General features: G+C 73.1%; 15 protein-coding genes. 8 read left to right on the top strand and 7 right to left on the bottom strand.

The window, feature by feature from the left end; translation table 11 throughout:
- Positions 1-688: 688 nt before the first annotated feature.
- Entirely contained in the window at positions 689-1138 is a 450-nt protein-coding gene (locus tag AB5J51_RS32200) for a PTS glucose transporter subunit IIA (protein ID WP_053790327.1), read from the top strand.
- 75 nt (positions 1139-1213) lie between these two features.
- Positions 1214-2884, top strand: coding sequence for a phosphoenolpyruvate--protein phosphotransferase (ptsP, locus tag AB5J51_RS32195; protein ID WP_369779224.1), 1671 nt, complete (start codon positions 1214-1216; stop codon positions 2882-2884).
- A gap of 75 nt (positions 2885-2959) precedes the next feature.
- Here the strand turns inward: ptsP and AB5J51_RS32190 are convergent, their stop codons facing one another.
- On the bottom strand, positions 2960-3907 hold the full coding sequence (locus AB5J51_RS32190; protein WP_369779223.1) for a hypothetical protein: 948 nt from the start codon (positions 3905-3907) through the stop codon (positions 2960-2962).
- A gap of 63 nt (positions 3908-3970) precedes the next feature.
- A complete protein-coding gene (locus tag AB5J51_RS32185) occupies positions 3971-5953 on the bottom strand; it encodes an acetoacetate--CoA ligase (protein WP_369779222.1) in 1983 nt (660 codons plus the stop codon).
- A gap of 190 nt (positions 5954-6143) precedes the next feature.
- On the opposite strand from AB5J51_RS32185, the gene AB5J51_RS32180 reads away from it, so the two are divergent.
- Together AB5J51_RS32180 and AB5J51_RS32175 are read left to right on the top strand one after the other, a co-directional pair.
- A complete protein-coding gene (locus AB5J51_RS32180; RefSeq protein WP_369779221.1) occupies positions 6144-8660 on the top strand; it encodes a glycoside hydrolase family 31 protein in 2517 nt (838 codons plus the stop codon).
- Positions 8661-8736: 76 nt separating this feature from the next.
- Positions 8737-9315: a hypothetical protein gene (locus tag AB5J51_RS32175; protein WP_053790324.1), complete on the top strand. Its 579-nt coding sequence runs from the start codon at positions 8737-8739 to the stop codon at positions 9313-9315.
- Positions 9316-9371: 56 nt separating this feature from the next.
- Here AB5J51_RS32175 and AB5J51_RS32170 read toward each other — a convergent pair whose 3' ends face one another.
- Positions 9372-9884, bottom strand: a complete 513-nt coding sequence (locus AB5J51_RS32170; protein ID WP_133898629.1) for an NUDIX domain-containing protein — start codon at positions 9882-9884, stop codon at positions 9372-9374.
- A gap of 29 nt (positions 9885-9913) precedes the next feature.
- Between AB5J51_RS32170 and AB5J51_RS32165 the strand changes: the two genes are divergently transcribed.
- The 4 genes from AB5J51_RS32165 to AB5J51_RS32150 are packed head-to-tail and all read left to right on the top strand — an operon-like array spanning position 9914 to position 12681.
- Complete coding sequence (locus tag AB5J51_RS32165) at positions 9914-10606, top strand: M15 family metallopeptidase (RefSeq protein WP_369779220.1); 693 nt, start codon at positions 9914-9916, stop codon at positions 10604-10606.
- A gap of 13 nt (positions 10607-10619) precedes the next feature.
- The gene (locus AB5J51_RS32160) at positions 10620-10997 is read left to right on the top strand and encodes an Mpo1-like protein (protein ID WP_369779219.1); all 378 of its coding nucleotides are present in this window, start codon (positions 10620-10622) and stop codon (positions 10995-10997) included.
- Between the two features lie 41 nt (positions 10998-11038).
- Positions 11039-11494 (top strand): Zn-ribbon domain-containing OB-fold protein, encoded by a 456-nt coding sequence (locus AB5J51_RS32155; protein WP_369779217.1) that lies wholly within the window; start codon positions 11039-11041, stop codon positions 11492-11494.
- Positions 11491-12681 carry a lipid-transfer protein gene (locus AB5J51_RS32150; RefSeq protein ID WP_136227434.1) on the top strand — a complete coding sequence of 397 codons (1191 nt, stop codon included), beginning with the start codon at positions 11491-11493 and terminating at the stop codon, positions 12679-12681. The genes AB5J51_RS32155 and AB5J51_RS32150 overlap by 4 nt, the downstream gene beginning before the upstream one ends.
- A 259-nt stretch (positions 12682-12940) precedes the next feature.
- Here the strand turns inward: AB5J51_RS32150 and AB5J51_RS32145 are convergent, their stop codons facing one another.
- From AB5J51_RS32145 to AB5J51_RS32130, 4 genes are read right to left on the bottom strand one after another with little or no spacing between them, the layout of a single operon-like run.
- Positions 12941-13567 carry an ATP/GTP-binding protein gene (locus AB5J51_RS32145; RefSeq protein ID WP_053790318.1) on the bottom strand — a complete coding sequence of 209 codons (627 nt, stop codon included), beginning with the start codon at positions 13565-13567 and terminating at the stop codon, positions 12941-12943.
- Positions 13548-14024: a DUF742 domain-containing protein gene (locus AB5J51_RS32140; RefSeq protein ID WP_240805708.1), complete on the bottom strand. Its 477-nt coding sequence runs from the start codon at positions 14022-14024 to the stop codon at positions 13548-13550. The genes AB5J51_RS32145 and AB5J51_RS32140 overlap by 20 nt, the downstream gene beginning before the upstream one ends.
- Before the next feature lie 10 nt (positions 14025-14034).
- On the bottom strand, positions 14035-14472 hold the full coding sequence (locus AB5J51_RS32135; RefSeq protein WP_030162639.1) for a roadblock/LC7 domain-containing protein: 438 nt from the start codon (positions 14470-14472) through the stop codon (positions 14035-14037).
- Complete coding sequence (locus AB5J51_RS32130) at positions 14469-17237, bottom strand: nitrate- and nitrite sensing domain-containing protein (RefSeq protein WP_369779215.1); 2769 nt, start codon at positions 17235-17237, stop codon at positions 14469-14471. Before AB5J51_RS32130 ends, AB5J51_RS32135 begins: the two co-directional genes overlap by 4 nt.
- Between the last annotated feature and the right edge of the window lie 129 nt (positions 17238-17366).

Below are 17366 nucleotides of genomic sequence, written 5' to 3'. Positions count from 1 at the left end.
CACACGTTGAGCGGGCCAGTCATGGTCGGAATATGACCGACTGACCACTGCGTCCTCGCTGTGTTGTTGCCTGCAAGCATCACCCGAAGGCGACCTCGCAGGTCTTTTTCAAAGGAACCTCATCCACCGAAGTGGACGGGGTATCAACTTCTGGCGTTGATTTTTGGCACGCTGTTGAGTTCTCAAGGAACGGACGCTTCCTTTGTACTCACCCTCTCGGGCTTTCCTCCGGGCTTTCGTTCTTGCGTTTCCGACTCTATCAGAGTCAGTCCCGCTTGCTTTCCGGGGTCTTCGCTTTCGCGTTTTCCCTTTCCGGCGATTCCGACTCTATCAGGGCTTTTCCGGCTTCCTGACCACTCACCCGATTTACCGAAAAGGCATACGAGGAGAAGAAAAGATCAAGATCGGCACTGAAGAGGAGGAGTCCCGTCCATCAGCTGTTCGCGAGATGTTCACGCGGCACGTCCTGGCGGGAGTCACGACAGTACAGGGCGGGTGGTGCCCAAGCAAATCGATTCAGGCGTATGGTCTAGTCCACTACGTCGTCGCGGCAGCGCGTCGTGGCCTCTGGCAGGGGCTTCACTACGTGCGAACCGGGACGTGTCATGACATACCCTTCAAAAAGTATGTCGCCACAGCACAGGCTGTGACGGCAACACGATGAAGCCCCACCCCTGGGAGGCCCCCCATGACCAGCGTGACGTCCCCACTCGCCGGGCGCGCCATCGGACTCGCGGCAGTGCCCGATCCGGTGTTCTCCGGCGCAATGGTGGGTCCGGGCACTGCCATTGACCCCGTGCGTGAGCCCTCGGAGGCGGTGTCCCCCGTCGACGGTGTGATCGTCTCCCTGCACCCGCACGCGTACGTCGTCGTCGACGGCGAAGGACACGGCGTACTCACCCACCTCGGGATCGACACCGTTCAGCTCAACGGCGAGGGCTTCGAGCTCCTCGTCAACAAGGGCGACACCGTGACCCGCGGTCAGGGCGTCATCCGCTGGAACCCGCAGGCCGTCGAGGACGCCGGCAAGTCGCCGATCTGCCCCGTCGTGGCGCTGGAGGCCACCGCCGACGCCCTCGGCGACATGAACGAGGACGGCGACGTCAAGGCCGGAGACGTTCTCTTCAGCTGGCAGTGACGCGTCCGTCCCACACGGGCGGGTCGGACATCCACCGCGGCGGCCGGGGCCGCCGCTCAATCGGAGACGGGTGAAATGGAGACAACGCTGCGAGGCGTCGGCGTGAGCCACGGGGTGGCGATCGGCGAGGTGCGGCACATGGGCACGGCGGTTCTCGAGCCGCCGGCCAAGCAGATCACCGCGGACGAGGCGGAGCGCGAACAGGGGCGCGCCCGCAAAGCCGTGGAGGCTGTGTCCGCCGACCTGATCGCGCGCGGCCAGCTGGCCGGCGGCGAGGCCCAGCACGTGCTCGAGGCCCAGGCGATGATCGCCACGGACCCCGAGCTGATGGCGGACGTGGACCGGCGCATCGCTGTCGGCAGCACCGCCGAGCGCGGGGTGTACGACGCGTTCGCCTCGTACCGTGACCTGCTCGCGGGAGCCGGGGAGTACATGGCCGGCCGGGTGGCCGACCTGGATGACGTCAGGAACCGGATCGTGGCGCGGCTGCTCGGTGTGCCGATGCCGGGTGTGCCGGACAGCGACGAGCCGTACGTGCTGATCGCGCGGGACCTGGCCCCCGCCGACACCGCGCTGCTCGACCCGGCGCTCGTCCTCGGCTTCGTGACCGAGGAGGGCGGCCCGACCAGCCACAGCGCGATCCTCGCGCGGGCGCTGGGCGTGCCGGCGATCGTGGCGCTGCCGGGTGCCGGTGAGATCGCCGAGGGCACGGTCATCGCCGTCGACGGCAGCACGGGTGACCTGTTCGTCGAGCCCACCGCCGAGAAGCGGGCCGAGCTGGAGGCCGCGGCCGCCGAGCGCAAGGCCGCTCTCGCGGCCTCGTCCGGTCCGGGTGCGACCTCCGACGGTCACAAGGTGCCGCTGCTGGCCAACGTCGGCGGTCCGGCGGACGTGCCGGCGGCCGTGGAGGCCGGAGCCGAGGGTGTGGGCCTGTTCCGTACCGAGTTCCTGTTCCTGGACGACAGCAAGAAGGCGCCGTCCGAGGAGAAGCAGATCGAGTCGTACCGCAAGGTGCTCGAGGCCTTCCCCGAGGGTCGTGTGGTCGTACGCGTCCTGGACGCCGGTGCCGACAAGCCGCTGGACTTCCTGACGCCGGCCGACGAGCCGAACCCGGCGCTCGGCGTGCGCGGTCTGCGGTCGCTGCTGGACCACCCGGACGTGCTGCGCACGCAGCTCACCGCGCTGGCCAAGGCGGCCGAGGGCCTGCCGGTCTACCTCGAGGTCATGGCTCCGATGGTGGCCGACCGGATCGACGCGAGGGCGTTCGCGGACGCGTGCCGCGAGGCCGGGCTGAAGGCGAAGTTCGGCGCGATGGTGGAGATCCCGTCCGCTGCGCTGCGGGCGCGCTCGATCCTGCAGGAGGTCGAGTTCCTGTCGCTGGGCACCAACGACCTGGCCCAGTACGCGTTCGCCGCCGACCGTCAGGTCGGTGCGGTGTCGCGGCTGCAGGACCCGTGGCAGCCGGCGCTGCTCGACCTGATCGCCATGTCGGCCGAGGCTGCCAGGGCCGAGGGCAAGAGCTGCGGCGTCTGTGGCGAGGCCGCTTCCGACCCGCTGCTGGCCTGTGTGCTGACGGGTCTGGGTGTCACCTCTCTTTCGATGGGTGCCGCTTCGATTCCCTACGTGCGGGCGACGCTCGCCAAGCACACGCTGGCGCAGTGTGAGCGTGCCGCTGCCGCGGCGCGTGCGGCGGACAGCGCCGACGAGGCCCGTGTGGCCGCTCAGGCGGTGCTGTCCGGCGAGTAGCCGGGCGGGGTGTTGTCGATCGAGGGGCCTTCGCCGGTGGCGGGGGCCCCTCGGTCGTCTCCCGGTCGGCTCGCGCTAGTGGTGCGGGGTGGGACCGTCCACCTCGTAGCCGGGGCAGTATTCGACACCGGGCTCGGGGGCTACGGGGTCCCCGGTGTCGGCGTCCGTGCAGTAGGCGTTGAACACGGCCGCCGCGGAGAGCGGGACCAGGCGGCCGCGGTCGAGGCGCCAGCCGTGGACCCGGTCGCGGAAGCCCTCGGTGGTGCTGCGCAGCACCAGTCCCCCGGGGCCGCCGAGGGCGAGGCCGGTGGCGAGGACGGTGACGAAGTCGAGGCTTTCGCGGCCCTCGATGCGTGGTGGGCCGCCCGGGTCGTCGGTGACTTCGGCGTGCAGGACGGCGAGGAGCTGTTCGTCCTGGGTCGGGACGCTGCACACCAGGTGGTGGTGGCCGGGTCCGGCGCCGTCGACGAGGCGGGTGAGCGTGTCGGCGGCCCGGGTGAAGGAGGCGTGGCCGATGTCCTCGCCGCAGTCGGCGCAGTTTCCGACGCCGGCGAGCAGGCCGGTGGCGTACTCCCAGGTGGCCTGGCGGACGGCCGCGTCGACGAGGAGCGGGACGAGTTCGTCGATGGGCTGGCCGGTGTAGGGCAGCACGGCCCCGGCGCCGGCCAGTTCGGCGGTGAAGCGGGTGCGGGCTGCGGCGGTGTCCGGATCGAGGCCGTGTTCCGTGCAGAACTCGGCGTAGTCGTCGGGGTCGAAGAGGGCAACGGTGGTGTGGATGCCCTGGGCCGCGAGGGACCGGAGCAGGCCGTCGACGTGCCGCAGGTAGTCGCTGTAGTCGTCGTGGTGGTCGAAGGTGAAGCTGCGGTAGCCGCGCATGGCCGCGAAGTCCCCTGCGTCGGCCAGGAGGCCGACGGTGCTGGGGACTTCGCGGCGCAGCATGCGGCGCCGGGTGGTGCGGCCGGCCGTACGACCGGTGGTGTCGCTGGTCTTGCGGCCGTTGTCGTGACGCGTCGTCCGTGGCATGGCTCCCCCTGAGTGGCGCAGTCGATTGCTCACTCACAGTAACCAGGGCCACTGACAGTGACCTCAGCCGCGGGTACGGGTGCGGCCCAGCTCCTCGTAGAAGGGCAGGAGGTCGAGCCGGTCGACCGAACCGGGGTTGACCGCCTTCGCCATGGGCGTGCCCTGGAGGAGGCGCTTGACCGGGACCTCGATGCGCTTGCCCGTGAGGGTGTGCGGGATGCCCGGGACCTCGATGATCTCGTCGGGGACGTGCCGCGGGGAGAGTTCCTCGCGGATCGTCGCCTTGATGCGGCCGCGGAGGTCGTCGTCGAGGGTGGCGCCGGGTGCGAGGTGGACGAACAGCGGCATCCAGTAGCCCCCGTTCGGCTCCTCCAGGCCGATCACGAGGGACTCCTTGATCTCGGGGAGCCGTTCGACGGCCTCGTAGATGTCGGCGGAGCCCATCCGGACGCCCTGCCGGTTGAGGGTGGAGTCGGAGCGGCCGTGGATGACCACCGAGCCGTGGTCGGTGATCGTGATCCAGTCCCCGTGGCGCCAGACGCCGGGGAACATCTCGAAGTAGCTGTCGCGGTAGCGGCTGCCGTCCGGGTCGTTCCAGAAGTGGATCGGCATGGAGGGCATGGGGTTGGTGACGACCAGCTCGCCGACCTCCCCGGTCAGCGGCTTGCCGGACGGGTCCCAGGACTGCAGGTCGGTGCCCAGGCAGGCGGCCTGCAGCTCGCCGATGTGGACGGGGAGGGTGGGGACGGCGCCGGCGAAGCAGCTGCAGACGTCGGTGCCGCCACTGACGGAGGCGATCCAGAGGTCCTCGGCGACCTCGTCGTGGAGCCAGCGGAAGCCGTCGGGCGGCAACGGCGAGCCCGTGGTCGCCACGCACTTCACGGCGGAGAGGTCGAAATCGCGCGCGGGGTGCACGTCCGCCTTGCGGCAGGCCATGACGTACGCGGCGGAGGTTCCGTACAGGGTGGCCCCGGTCCGCTCGGCGATCCGCCACTGGGCCCCGGTGTCGGGGTAGCCCGGGCTGCCGTCGTACAGGACGACCGTCGTACCGGTGAGCAGGCCGGAGACGAGGAAGTTCCACATCATCCAGCCGGTGGAGGTGTACCAGAAGAACCGGTCCACGGGGCCGAGGTCGCAGTGCAGGCCGAGCTGCTTCAGGTGCTCGAGGAGGATGCCTCCCTGGGACTGCACGATCGCCTTGGGCAGGCCCGTCGTACCGGAGGAGTAGAGCACCCAGAGCGGGTGGTCGAACGGGACGGCCTCGAAGACCGGCTCGACGGCGGCGGAGGTCAGCTCCGACCACTCGAGGGCGCCCTCGGGGGCGGCCGTACCGAGCAGCGGGATGTGGACGACCGCGCGCAGCGAGGGGAGCTCGGCACGCAGTTCGGCGACGGTGTCGCGGCGGTCGTGCTCCTTGCCGCCGTAGCGGTAGCCGTCGACGGCGAACAGGACGACCGGTTCGACCTGCTGGAAGCGGTCGAGGACGCTGCGCGCGCCGAAGTCGGGGGCGCAGGAGGTCCACACGGCGCCGACGGCGGCGGTGGCGAGGAGCGCGGTGACGGCCTGGGGGATGTTGGGGAGGTAGCCGCTCACCCGGTCGCCGGGGCGTACGCCGAGGGCGCGCAGCTCGGCGGCGAGCGCGCCGACCTGGCGGCGGAGCTCGGCCCAGGTCACGGGGGTGGCTTCGTGGGTCTCGTCCACGTACAGCAGCGCGGCGTCGTCCGCGCGCGCCGGGTCCTCGGCGGCGCGCAGGGCGTGCTCGGCGTAGTTGAGCTCGGCACCCGTGAACCAGCGCGCGCCCGGCATGGAGCGGTCCGCGAGGACGGACTCGTACGGAGTGGTGAACCGGACCTCGAACCACTCGGCGACGGCCTGCCAGAAGGTGTCGAGCTCGTCGACGGACCAGCTGTGCAGCGCGGGGTAGCCGCCGTCCGCGGGGGCTCCGAACCGCTCCGCGGCCCAGGCCTGGAACGCGGTGATACGGGCCGCGGCGATGCGGTCGGGGCCCGGGGACCAGAGGGGTTCCGGCGGGGTGGCTGAGGTCATGGGTGGGCTCCCGGTCAAGTCTGCGGCTCTCGCGTGGTGTGCGTACGGTGCCATCGCGCGGTGGGTGTGCGCGCGGCGGCTCACAGGGACCATGCCATGCGATCTAGATCCGCACCAGAGGCGTCATGGACGAGTGAACGGAAGTTGAACGCAGCCCGCTCGCCCGGCGGCCGGTGGCAGGGTGAGCAGCATGAACGGTCGCGATCTGGTGCGTGCGGTGAAAGAGATCGGTACGGAGCGCGGACGGCGCGCGTGGCGCTCGGCCTGGCGCCACCGGCGGGCGGACGCGGTGGGGCTCCCGCGCCGGGGCGCGGAGCGGGCCCGCGTGCCGGGGCTGCTGACCGGTACGGAACCCCGGCCGGGCGGCGGGGTGCTGCGGTTCGCCCGGTCGGAGCTGCTCGTACGGGTCACGGCGGGCGGTGCGGTGTTCTGGGGCTGGGACGGGGCCGCGCCGACGCCCTCGTACGCGCTGGTCGGCAGCGGGCCGGGGCCCGACCCGCGGGCCGTGCTGGAACCGGACACCGGCGGCGGCTGGCGGGTGGTGTCGGAGCGGGTCACGGTGGCGGTGTCCCGGCACGGGGCGGTCGAGGTGCGCACGCCCGGCGGCACGGTGCTGCGCCGGGAGTTCCCGCCGCGCTGGTGGGAGCCGGCGGAGCCGGTCGCCGGGCAGCCGGTCGAATCGCGGTGGCTCCAGCGGGCCGAGGTGCCGGCGGACGCACGGTTCTTCGGGCTGGGCGGACGGGCCGGCGGGCCGCGGCTGCGGGACGGGGTGTACCGGCTGTGGAACACGGACCCCAAGGGCGGCTTCGGGCCGGGCGACGATCCGCTGTACATCACCATGCCGGTGCAGATGGTGGTCGCGGACGCGGGAACGCATCTGGTGTTCCACGACAACTCCTGGGACGGCCGGGTGGCACTGCGCGAGGGCGAGGAGGGCGCCGGCTCCGGCGCGGACCGGCCGGGCTCGAGCGAGCTGCGCATGGAGGGCGGGCCGCTGCGGTGCTGGGTGCTGGTGGGGACGCCGGCGCGAGTGCTGCAGGGCTGGTCGGGGCTGACGGGCGGGGCCGCCGTGCCGCCCGAATGGGCGCTCGGTTACCAGCACGCGCGGTGGGGGTTCGGGAGCGCGCAGGAGGTGCGGCGGGTGGTGTCGGGCTACACCGCGCGCGGGCTCCCCCTGTCGGCCGTGCACCTGGACATCGACCACTACGACGAGCACCGTGTGTTCACGGTCGACAAGGAGCGGTTCCCCGATCTGCCGGGGCTGGCGCGGGAGCTGGGGGAGCAGGGCGTACGGCTCGTCTCGATCGTCGACCCGGCGGTGAAGGCGGGAGACGCGGTGCACGACTCGGGCCGTGCGGTGGGGGCGGGCGGGGCCTTCGTACGGGATGCGCAGGGGCGGGAGGTGCGCGGCGAGGTCTGGCCCGGCGAGTGCGCGTACCCGGACTTCACGGATCCGGCGGTGCGCTCGTGGTGGGGCGGGCTGTACGCCGAGCGGCTGGAGCAGGGCTTCTGCGGGGTGTGGCACGACATGAACGAACCGGTGTCCTTCGCGCCGTTCGGGGACATGACGCTGCCGCGTTCGGCGCGGCACGCGATGGACGGCGCCGGCGGGGACCACCGGGCCGCGCACAACGTGTACGCGCTGGGGATGGCGCGGGCGGGCTGGGAGGGGCTGGTGCGGCTGCGGCCCGACGAGCGGCCGTTCCTGTTCTCCCGGTCGGGGTGGGCGGGGATGCAGAGGTACGGGGGCACCTGGTCCGGGGACGTGGAGACGGGCTGGGAGGGGCTGCGGGCCTCGCTCGCGCTGGTGCTGGGGCTCGGCCTGTGCGGGGTGCCGTACTCGGGCCCGGACGTCGGCGGTTTCGGGGGTGCGCCCGCGCCGGAGCTGTATCTGCGCTGGCTCCAGCTGGGGTCGTACCTGCCGCTGTTCCGGACCCACTCGGCGATCTGGGCCGGGCGGCGCGAGCCGTGGGAGTTCGGGGCGGAGGTGGAGGAGCGGGCGCGGGCCGTCCTGGCGGAGCGGGAGCGGCTGAGGCCGTACTTCATGACGCTGGCCCAGCTGGCGCGCCGGACCGGGGCCCCGTACGTACGGCCGCTGTGGTGGGGGGCGCCGGAGGACCGGGCGCTGCGGGACTGCGAGGACGCGTTCCTGCTCGGCGACGCGCTGCTGGTGGCGCCGGTGCTGGAATGCGGGGCGGACCGGCGGGCGGTCCGGCTGCCCCGCGGGCGGTGGTACGACACCGCGACCGGGGCGGCGTACGAGGGCCCCGGGCAGATCCTGCTGGACGCCCCGCCGGGGCGGATCCCGGTACTGGCCCGGGCGGGGGCGGTACTGCCGGTGCGCCGGCCCGGGGAGGGCGGGGTGGCCCTGGAGGCGTGGGCCCCGGCACGGGGACGCACGGGCGGCGGGGTGGTGATCCGGGACCCGGGACCGGGCTTCGAGCCGGGCGTGGTCGAGCGGTACACGGTGCGGTGGCTGGGCGACGCGGTGGTGGTGGAGAACGAGGCCGGGGAACCCGTGGAGGGCGTGGAGGTACGGGGACTCGACCGCGAGGTGCCGGGGCCGGCCGGGACGGGACCCGGGGCCGGAACCGGATCCGGGACGGTACCCGGATCGGTGTCCGGGACGGTACCCGGATCGGCTCCCGCACCGGGATCCGGGGCCGCTTCCGGGGCGCATTCCAGCGCGGATGCAGGGCCCTTCTAGGGGGCCGCGGGATCCTGCCCCGTGCGGCGGCGACCGACCCTGCTGCCGTCGGAGCCGTTCGTTCAGGGGGTTTGTGATGGTCTTGGCGAGCCCGGCGCACCCGACGGGGCCCGCGCGGGCCAGCGTGCCCGGGCTGCGGTCACTGCGCCGACCGCGGCAGTGGGACATCGCGCCGGGCGCCGAGGTCGTGGGCGCCTGCCAGCTGCTCCTCGCATGGGGGCTGCTCGTCGCGACGCAGGAGGCGTCCCCGGGCGGGTTCCTGGTGATGTTCGGGGTCGGACCGGTCGCCGCGGTGGCGGTGGGTTTCCTCCACGGGCTGCTGCTCGTCAAGCCGCTGGCGCTCCTGGGCCGCCTGACCGCCCGGCTGACGGCGTGGCCGGAGCCGGTCGCGGTCCTGGTCCTGCTGGTGCCGGTATCGGCGCCACCCGCCCTGCTGGCCCACGGGTGGCTGCGCGACCACGTCGCGTCGGCCCCCGGGTTCGGGGCGCTCTGGGCGTGCACGGTGGCGAGCGCTGTGCTCCCGGTGGTCGCGGGGGCGTGCCTCCGGGTCCGGCCGGTGCCGTTGAGGGCGCTGTGGGGGCGGGGTCTGACGGTGACGGCGGTGGCCGTCGCGGTGGTGACGATGGCGGGCTTCGTGAGGGACCTGGGGGTATGAGCGGCGGGCGGCGGGCCGGCATCACGCCGGGCCCGACCCGTACGCCCGCCTCGCCGTCAGAGGCCGTAGCGTCCCGCGAACCACGCCGCGGCGGCCTGGGTGTGCAGCGGGAACGCCAGCTGCGTCGGGGTGCGCAGGACGTGCCAGCCCGTGGTCTCGTCCGTCGGGACCGACGGCGGCAGGGATGCCGTCGGGCGCAGCGGCAGAAGGCCGAAGAGCAGCAGGTGGCCCGCCGGGGAGCTCATCGCGTCGGCCAGGACGACCTCGGAGGCCGGGGCGCGGATGCCCGTCTCCTCGCGCAGCTCGCGGACGACCGCGTCGCGCCAGTCCTCGCCGAAGTCCATGAAGCCGCCCGGCAGGGCGATGCCGCCGAGCGCCGGCTCGATGGTGCGGGTGATGACCACGAGGCCGGTGCCCGCCTCGTCCTCGACCGGGAGCAGCGTGACGGCCACCGGGAGCGGGTTGCGGTACGTGACGGCGCCGCACGAGGCGCACGTACGGGGCCAGGCGGTCGTGTCGAACAGCGAACCGCAGGTGGAGCAGTGCGAGTCCCTCGGCTGTACCTGCATACCGTGATGATATGCCAAGGGGTATGAGGATGACTGCAGTTGCGGGAGTGATGGGCTGTGCGGCGGTGCTCGCCGGCGGCGGCACCGGGGCCTCGGCGCCGCCCGGGTTCGTGGCCCTGGCCGAGGTCGATCCCACGATCGGCCAGGACATCAGGTACGCCACGGCGGACAATTTCACCGGCGCGGTCGTGGACGGGTACGAGGAGCCCGTCTGCCTGCTCGCCCGTCCCGCCGCCGAGGCGCTGCGGCGCGCGCAGCGGGAGCTGTTGCCGCGCGGGTACTCGCTGACGGTGTACGACTGCTACCGGCCGCAGCGCGCGGTGGACAGCTTCGTGCGGTGGGCCGCGGACCCGCAGGACCAGTCCACGAAGGCGGAGTTCTATCCGGACATCGACAAGGAGCGGCTGATTCCCGACGGGTACATCGCCGAGAAGTCCGGGCACAGTCGCGGGAGTACGGTCGACGTGACGCTGGTGCGGCTGCCGCTGCGGCGGCCCGTCGACATGGGGACCCCGTTCGACCTCTTCGATCCGCTCTCGCACACCGACAACCCGAGGATCACGGGCGCCGCCCGCGCCAACCGGCAGCTGCTGGGACGGACGCTCGCCGCGCAGGGCTTCGTGAACCTGCCCGAGGAGTGGTGGCATTTCACGTTCAAGCCCGAGGCCTTTCCCGATTCCGCCTTCGACTTCCCGGTCTCTGTCGCCTCGGTCCGGCCGTGAGTACCGTGCCCGCATGACCAACCGTTCGCACCGTTCGTACGAGGAGTTCTGGCCCTACTACGTCGCCATGCACTCCCGCGCCGCCACCCGCTGGGTCCACCTCACCGGCACCCTCACCGGGCTCGCCCTCACGGCGTACGGCCTGGCCCGCGGCCGTAGGCGCTACCTCGCCGCGCTCCCCCTGATCGGGTACGGGACCGCCTGGCCCGCGCACTTCCTGATCGAGAAGAACAACACGGCCACCTTCGGGCACCCTGCCTGGTCGCTGCGCGGGGACGCGCAGATGATCCGGATGATGCTGGCCGGCCGGGACGCGGAGCTGGCCGAGATCGCGCAGAAGTGGCTTGCCGAGAACCCGTGCCAGGGCCGCCCGCCCGTGACAGACTCCTGACGAACCGTCAGATCGCTGTGACTGGCTAGGGAGGGGTTCCCTTGGGACGCGCACGCACCCCCGTGGTGAGCGGGTGGTTCGCCGAGGACGGACCGGACGGCGGCTTCCGGCTGCTCGGCACCCGGTGTTCCGCCTGTACCGCGGTGTTCTTCCCGCGCGAGGACGCGTACTGCCGCAATCCGCACTGCCCCGGCGGCGGCGAGCTCGCCGAGGTCCCGCTCTCCCCCCGCGGGCGGGTGTGGTCCTTCACCGACGGGCGGTACCGGCCGCCCGCGCCGTACGTCTCCGACCCGGACGCGCCCTGGGAGCCGTACACCCTGATCGCGGTGGAGCTCGAGGCCGAGGGGATGGTCGTGCTCGGGCAGACGGTTCCCGGGGTCACCGTCGCCGATCTGGCGGTCGGGATGGAGGTGGAGGTGGTCGGCGGCGTGCTGAACGAGGACGCCGAAGCCGCTTGGACCACCTGGCGGTTCAAGCCGACGGGAGGCGCCGCGTGAGCGCCGACATCGCCGTCCTCGGGGCCGGGATGCACCCCTGGGGCAAGTGGGGCCGCAGCTTCGTCGAGTACGGGCGGGCCGCGGCCCGCACCGCGCTCGCCGACGCCGGGCTCGAATGGACCGACGTCCGGTCGATCGTCGGCGCCGACACCGTGCGCTCCGGCTACCCCGGCTACGTGGCCGGTGCGACCTTCGCCCAGGCCCTCGGCTGGCAGGGCGCGCGCGTGACCAGCGTGTACGCGGCCTGCGCCTCCGGGGCCCAGGCCATCGGGGCGGCGCGGGCGCAGATCCTGGCCGGGCTGGCCGACGTCGTCCTGGTGGTCGGCGCGGACGCGGCGCCCAAGGGGTTCTTCGCCCCGGCGGGCGGGGACCGGCCGGACGATCCGGACTGGCTGCGGTTCCGCGTGCTGGGCGCCACGAACCCGGCGTACTTCGCCCTGTACGCGCGCCGCCGGATGGCCGTGTACGGGGACACGCTCGAGGACTTCGCGCAGGTGAAGGTCAAGAACGCCGCGGCCGGCGCACTCAACCCGCACGCCCGCTACCGCAAGCCGGTCACCGCCGACGAGGTCGCGCGGTCGGCGGTCGTCGCCGATCCGCTGCGGCTGCTCGACATCTGCGCCACCTCGGACGGGGGCGCGGCGCTGGTCCTGAGCAGCATGGACTTCGCGCGCTCGCGCGGGATCGCCGATCCGGTGCGGATCCGGGCGGTGTCGACGGTGACGCCGACGTATCCCCGTACGGTCCTCGACCTCCCGGACATCGCCACCGACTCGGTGACCGCCGTACGGCCGGCGCCGGGCTCGTTCCGGGCGTCGATCGCCCGTGCCGCGTACGAGGAAGCCGGCATCGGGCCCGGCGACCTTTCGCTCGCCGAGGTGTACGACCTCTCCACCGCCCTGGAACTGGAGTGGTACGAGGACATCGGCCTGTGCGCCGAGGGCGAGGGGGCCAAGCTCGTACGGGAGGGCGCGACGGCGCTCGGCGGGCGGGTGCCGGTGAACGCCAGCGGCGGGCTGGCCTCCTTCGGGGAGGCGGTGCCGGCGCAGGCCATCGCCCAGGTGTGCGAGCTGACCTGGCAGTTGCGCGGTACGGCCGGGGACCGGCAGGTACCGGGGGCCCGCGCGGGGATCACCGCGAACCAGGGGCTGTTCGGGCACGGATCGGCGGTCGTCGCGGTGCGGTGACGACCCTGGCGCAGGTGGCGCGGACGGCCACGCCGGGGTGACGGCGGCGGGCGGGCGCGGACCCTGAACAGGGGCTGTTGTCCCAACGCTTGACGGCCCCCGGCGACGGGTTCACACTCGCTCCACAGTCCCGCTCCGCGTACGACGCCGCGAGCGAGACCCTCCGTCTCCCCCCATGAGAGCTGCGGCCCGTACCCCAGTCGGCGGGGGTACGGGCCGCCTCCTGTGCACCCGGTCCCCGGGGGCCGGGAGACGCTGGTCAGGTCCCCGCGGTCAGGCTCCGGCGCCGGGCCCGCGCCAACGACATCGCGTGTTCCACGACCCCGACCAGCACGTCCTTCACGGACTCCCGGTCCCGGGCGTCGCACAGCAGCACCGGCACCTCGGGGTCGAGGTCCAGCGCCTCCCGTACGGTCACCACCGGATGGCGTTCGGCCCCGTCGAAGCAGTTGACGGCGACCACGAACGGGATCCCCCGCCGCTCGAAGTAGTCGACGGCGGCGAAGCAGTCGGCGAGGCGGCGGGTGTCGGCGAGGACGACGGCGCCGAGCGAGCCCTGGGCCAGCTCGTCCCACAGGAACCAGAAGCGGTCCTGTCCGGGCGTGCCGAACAGGTACAGGACCAGGTCCTCGCGCAGCGTGATGCGCCCGAAGTCCATCGCCACGGTGGTGGTGGACTTGCCCTCCACTCCCCCGGTGTCGTCGATGCCGACACCGGGCTCGGACAGCAGTTCCTCGGTCCGCAGCGGTCTGATCTCGCTCACCGCACTGACCAGGGTGGTCTTGCCCACCCCGAAGCCACCCGCGACCAGGATCTTCAGGGTCAGCGGCTCGACCGGCGACACGGCGTGCATCGCACCGGTGCGGCTAGAGCGCCCGAAGGCCATCGATCACCTCACGCAGAATGGATTCATCGGGCAGTTCGGCCGGCGGTACCGGCCGGGTCACGTGGACCAGTTCCTCGTCGACCAGGTCCCCGATCAGGACCCGTACGACCCCGACCGCGAGGTCGAGTTCGGCCGCGAGCTCGGCGACCGACTGCGGGCGCTCCCGGCACAGCCCGAGGATGTGGGCGTGCTCCGGGGACAGGGTCATGTCCCAGACCGGATCGTCGGCCGCCGGTTCGGCGACGACGAGCGCGATCAGGTCGAGCCGGTGCTGGCCGGCGTGGCTGGTCCGGCCGCGGGTCATGGCGTACGGGCGGACGACGGGACCCGCTTCGTCGTCGAACCAGTGCGGGTGGGCGGGTTCCTGCGGTGCCCCGGGTGTGCCGGGGGCGCCCGCCAGGTGGTCCGGGCGGTGGTCCGGGCGGTGGTCCGGGCGGTTCTGGCCTGGATCGCTCATACCGTCCGCCTCACCCTCCGGCTGGCAGCCCGGAGCGGGGAGCGGTCGCCAGGTGGTCGCCTACCCGCTTGACCATCAAGGTCATCTCGTACGCGACCTGCCCGACGTCGGAGTCGGCGTCGGAGAGCACGGCGAGGCAGCTGCCGTCGCCGGCGGCCATGACGAAGAGGAAGGCCTCGTCCAGCTCGACGACGGTCTGGCGGACACTGCCGGACTCGAAGTGGCGGCCGACTCCCTTGGCGAGGCTGTGGAAGCCGGAGGCCACGGCGGCCAGGTGCTCGCTGTCCTCGCGGGTCAGGTCCTTGGAGCTGCCGGTGGGCAGGCCGTCGCCGGAGAGGACCACCGCCTTGCGGATGCTGCCGACCCGGTCGACGAGCTCGTCGAGGAGCCAGTTGAGCGGACCGGAGCCGCGGCCCCGGGTGTCGTTGCCGGTCTGCGGTGCGGTCATCGACCGTCCCCCTCGTTCTCGGATCCGGGACCGGTGGCGGCGGAAGTGCCTGCCCCGGTCCCGGACTGCTGCTGTGCCTGCTGCTTGCGGCCCGCCGTCCAGCCGCGCTGGAGTGCGGTCATGCGCGTACGTACGTCGTCCGCGTCGCGGTGGACCACCGGGTCCGCGGCGGCTTCGGCGGGTGCGGGGGCCGGGGAGTTCTTCAGCTGGGGCGCGAGGCTGGCCTGGCGGACGCGCTTGGGCAGCCCGCCGGAGCCCTTGGCGGGGGCGCTGCCGGGCCGGGCGGCGCCGGGGCGGGCGCCGGCCTCCGGGTCCGGTGCGGGCTGCGGGACCGCGGACACCGGGCGGGGCTCGATGCGGCGGCCGTGCTCGGCGACCAGCGTCGGGGTGGGCCTGCGGCGCGGGAGGGGAACGGCACCCGCGGACCGGGGCGCTTCGGGGCGGGCACCGCGGATCGCCTCGGGCCGGTGGCTGTCGAGGCGGACCGGGCCGGTGGGGGCCTGCTGCTCCCGGTCGCGGTCGCCCTTGCGGTCGGTGTGCGGCCGGTCCGCCGGGCGCAGGCCCAGGAGGGCGCTGCGCGGGGTGCCGTTCGGCGGGGTCTCGTCGTCGAGCGTGGCCATGGCGGGGCGGCCGCCGGCGCCGGTGATCCCGGTGATCCCGGTGGTGACCTCGTCCAGGGCGGCCGGGTCGTCGAGGCCGTCCAGCCCGAGCACTCCGAGCGGGGCCTCCAGTTCGACGGGGCCGCGCAGTTCGGGGGCGGCCGGCGGGCGGCCGGCCGGGGTGCGCTCCACGGCGGCCGGGGCGGGCCGGCCGGGGCCGTTCGCCCGGCCTCCCCTGCCGTCGCCGAGGCGCAGGCCGGTGCCGTTCGTCTCGGGGGCCTCGGTGAGCAGGGCCGCCGGGAGGAACACCACGGCGGTGGTGCCGCCGTACGGGCTGGGCTGGAGGACGACCTTGACGCCGTGGCGCTGCGCGAGGCGGCTGACGACGAACAGACCGAGGCGGTCGGTGTCGGAGAGCTCGAACTCGGGGGTCTCGGCGAGCCGGAGGTTCGCGTCGAGCAGCGCCTCGGGGTTCATGCCGAGGCCGCGGTCGTGGATCTCGAGGGTGAATCCGTTGGCGACGCGCTCGCCGTGCACCTGGACGGCGGTGTGCGGCGGGGAGAACACGGTGGCGTTCTCGAGGAGTTCGGCGACGAGGTGGGTGACGTCGGCGACGGCGGGGCCGGCTATGCCGAGCCGCGGCAGCCGGCGTACCTCGATGCGCTCGTAGTCCTCGACCTCGGCGACGGCGGCCCGGACGACGTCCATGAGCTGGACGGGCTTGCGCCACTGGCGGGAGGGGGCTGCGCCGGAGAGGATCACGAGGCCCTCGGCGTGGCGGCGCATGCGGGTGGTCATGTGGTCGAGGCGGAAGAGGTCGGCGAGTTCCTCGGCGTCCTCGGTGCGGCGCTCCATGGTGTCGAGCAGGGTCAGCTGGCGGTGCAGCAGGACCTGGTTGCGGCGGGCGAGGTTGACGAACACCTCGGAGACGCCCCGGCGGAGCTCGGCCTGCTTGACGGCGGCCTCGACGGCGGCGCGCTGGAGGGTGTTGAGGGCCTGGCCGACCTGGCCGACCTCGTCCTTCTCGTACTCCAGGCGCGGGGCCTCGGTCTCGATGTCCACGTGTTCGCCGGCGGCGAGGCGGCGCATCACGGCGGGCAGCCGGACGCCGGAGACCTCGTGGGCCTCCTTGCGGAGCCGGGACAGGTCGCGGACGAGGTCGCGGCCGATGCGCACGGAGAGGACGACGGAGACGACGAGGGCGATGAAGCCGAGGATGCCGGCGATGGCCGCCTGGACGAGGACGTCCATGGCGACGGGTTCGACGCGCTTCTGGTAGCGGTCGCCGGCGGCGGTGCCCATCGCGGCGAGGTCGTCGAGGACCTTGTTCGCTGCCTCGTCCCACTGGGCGGCGGTGATGCGCGGGTTCTTGCCGGGGCCGCCGGCGAGGAACCGCTCCTCGGCGTCGCGCAGCGGCTTGGTCTCGGGATTGCTCCAGTACTGCTCGAACAGCTCGCGGTCGCCGGCCGGGAGGATCGCGAGGTTGAACTCGTAGAGCAGGGTGCGGTTGGCGGCGAGGTCGGAGACGTGCCGGATGTCCGCGGCGCTGACGTTGCGGGCGGCGAGGGCGGCGGCGATGACCGCGTCCTCGCGGGAGAGCGTCTCGCGGGCGCGGGTGATGCCGACGAGGGCGCGGCCCTGCTTGTCCATTTCCACGTTCTCGAGCGCGTGGAGGTTCATGAGGAACTCGTAGCAGGGGTCGACGAGCCTGCTGTAGAGCTCCAGCGCCTGACTGGGGTCGAGGGTGTTCTGGTCGACGGAGCGGCGCAGTGCGCCGATGCCGTGGAAGGCGTCGAGGATGGAGTCGAGGCGCTGGGCGGCCGCCGGGGCCAGCTCGTCGGCGACCTCGGGGTCCTTGGCGTTGCGGCCGATCCGGTCGACGATCTCGTCGGTGGCGGCGCGGCGCTTGGCGAGTTCGGCGGTGGCGGTGGAGGCGCGGGGGTCGCCGAGGACGACGAGGGTCTGGCGGCGTTCCTTCTGGATGACGCGGACGACGTCCTCGACGGGGTAGCCGACCTTGTCGATGACGTAGGCGACGTCGAGGAGCTGGACGGCCTGGCGGCCGGTGATCACGGTGGCGAAGCCCCAGAGGGCGGTGAGGGAGATGAGCGGCACAAGGAGCAACGCCACGATCTTCCGGCGGATGGACTTCCCGCGAAAGCGCATGGCCTCCCCAGCCTCCCCCAACTCAACCCCGTTGTCGGGGGTCGGTGTTCCGTCATTTAAACGGCGTGAGCCTACTACTGCCGGGGGGCGGCTTCGAAGGCGTGTCCGGACGTTTTCGGCCGGACGCCC

This window comes from Streptomyces sp. R33 (genome assembly GCF_041200175.1).
Classification (GTDB): domain Bacteria; phylum Actinomycetota; class Actinomycetes; order Streptomycetales; family Streptomycetaceae; genus Streptomyces; species Streptomyces katrae_B.
This window is presented reverse-complemented; position numbering and strand designations above follow the sequence as displayed.

Coding starts and splice junctions, on each gene's coding strand:
- AB5J51_RS32190 (WP_369779223.1), bottom strand. CDS start 3,907: ATGCCACGGACGACGCGTCACGACAACGGCCGCAAGACCAGCGACACC.
- AB5J51_RS32180 (WP_369779221.1), top strand. CDS start 6,144: ATGAACGGTCGCGATCTGGTGCGTGCGGTGAAAGAGATCGGTACGGAG.
- AB5J51_RS32135 (WP_030162639.1), bottom strand. CDS start 14,472: ATGACCGCACCGCAGACCGGCAACGACACCCGGGGCCGCGGCTCCGGT.
- AB5J51_RS32140 (WP_240805708.1), bottom strand. CDS start 14,024: ATGAGCGATCCAGGCCAGAACCGCCCGGACCACCGCCCGGACCACCGC.
- AB5J51_RS32170 (WP_133898629.1), bottom strand. CDS start 9,884: ATGCAGGTACAGCCGAGGGACTCGCACTGCTCCACCTGCGGTTCGCTG.
- AB5J51_RS32185 (WP_369779222.1), bottom strand. CDS start 5,953: ATGACCTCAGCCACCCCGCCGGAACCCCTCTGGTCCCCGGGCCCCGAC.
- ptsP (WP_369779224.1), top strand. CDS start 1,214: ATGGAGACAACGCTGCGAGGCGTCGGCGTGAGCCACGGGGTGGCGATC.
- AB5J51_RS32160 (WP_369779219.1), top strand. CDS start 10,620: ATGACCAACCGTTCGCACCGTTCGTACGAGGAGTTCTGGCCCTACTAC.
- AB5J51_RS32130 (WP_369779215.1), bottom strand. CDS start 17,237: ATGCGCTTTCGCGGGAAGTCCATCCGCCGGAAGATCGTGGCGTTGCTC.
- AB5J51_RS32165 (WP_369779220.1), top strand. CDS start 9,914: ATGACTGCAGTTGCGGGAGTGATGGGCTGTGCGGCGGTGCTCGCCGGC.
- AB5J51_RS32175 (WP_053790324.1), top strand. CDS start 8,737: ATGGTCTTGGCGAGCCCGGCGCACCCGACGGGGCCCGCGCGGGCCAGC.
- AB5J51_RS32200 (WP_053790327.1), top strand. CDS start 689: ATGACCAGCGTGACGTCCCCACTCGCCGGGCGCGCCATCGGACTCGCG.
- AB5J51_RS32145 (WP_053790318.1), bottom strand. CDS start 13,567: ATGGCCTTCGGGCGCTCTAGCCGCACCGGTGCGATGCACGCCGTGTCG.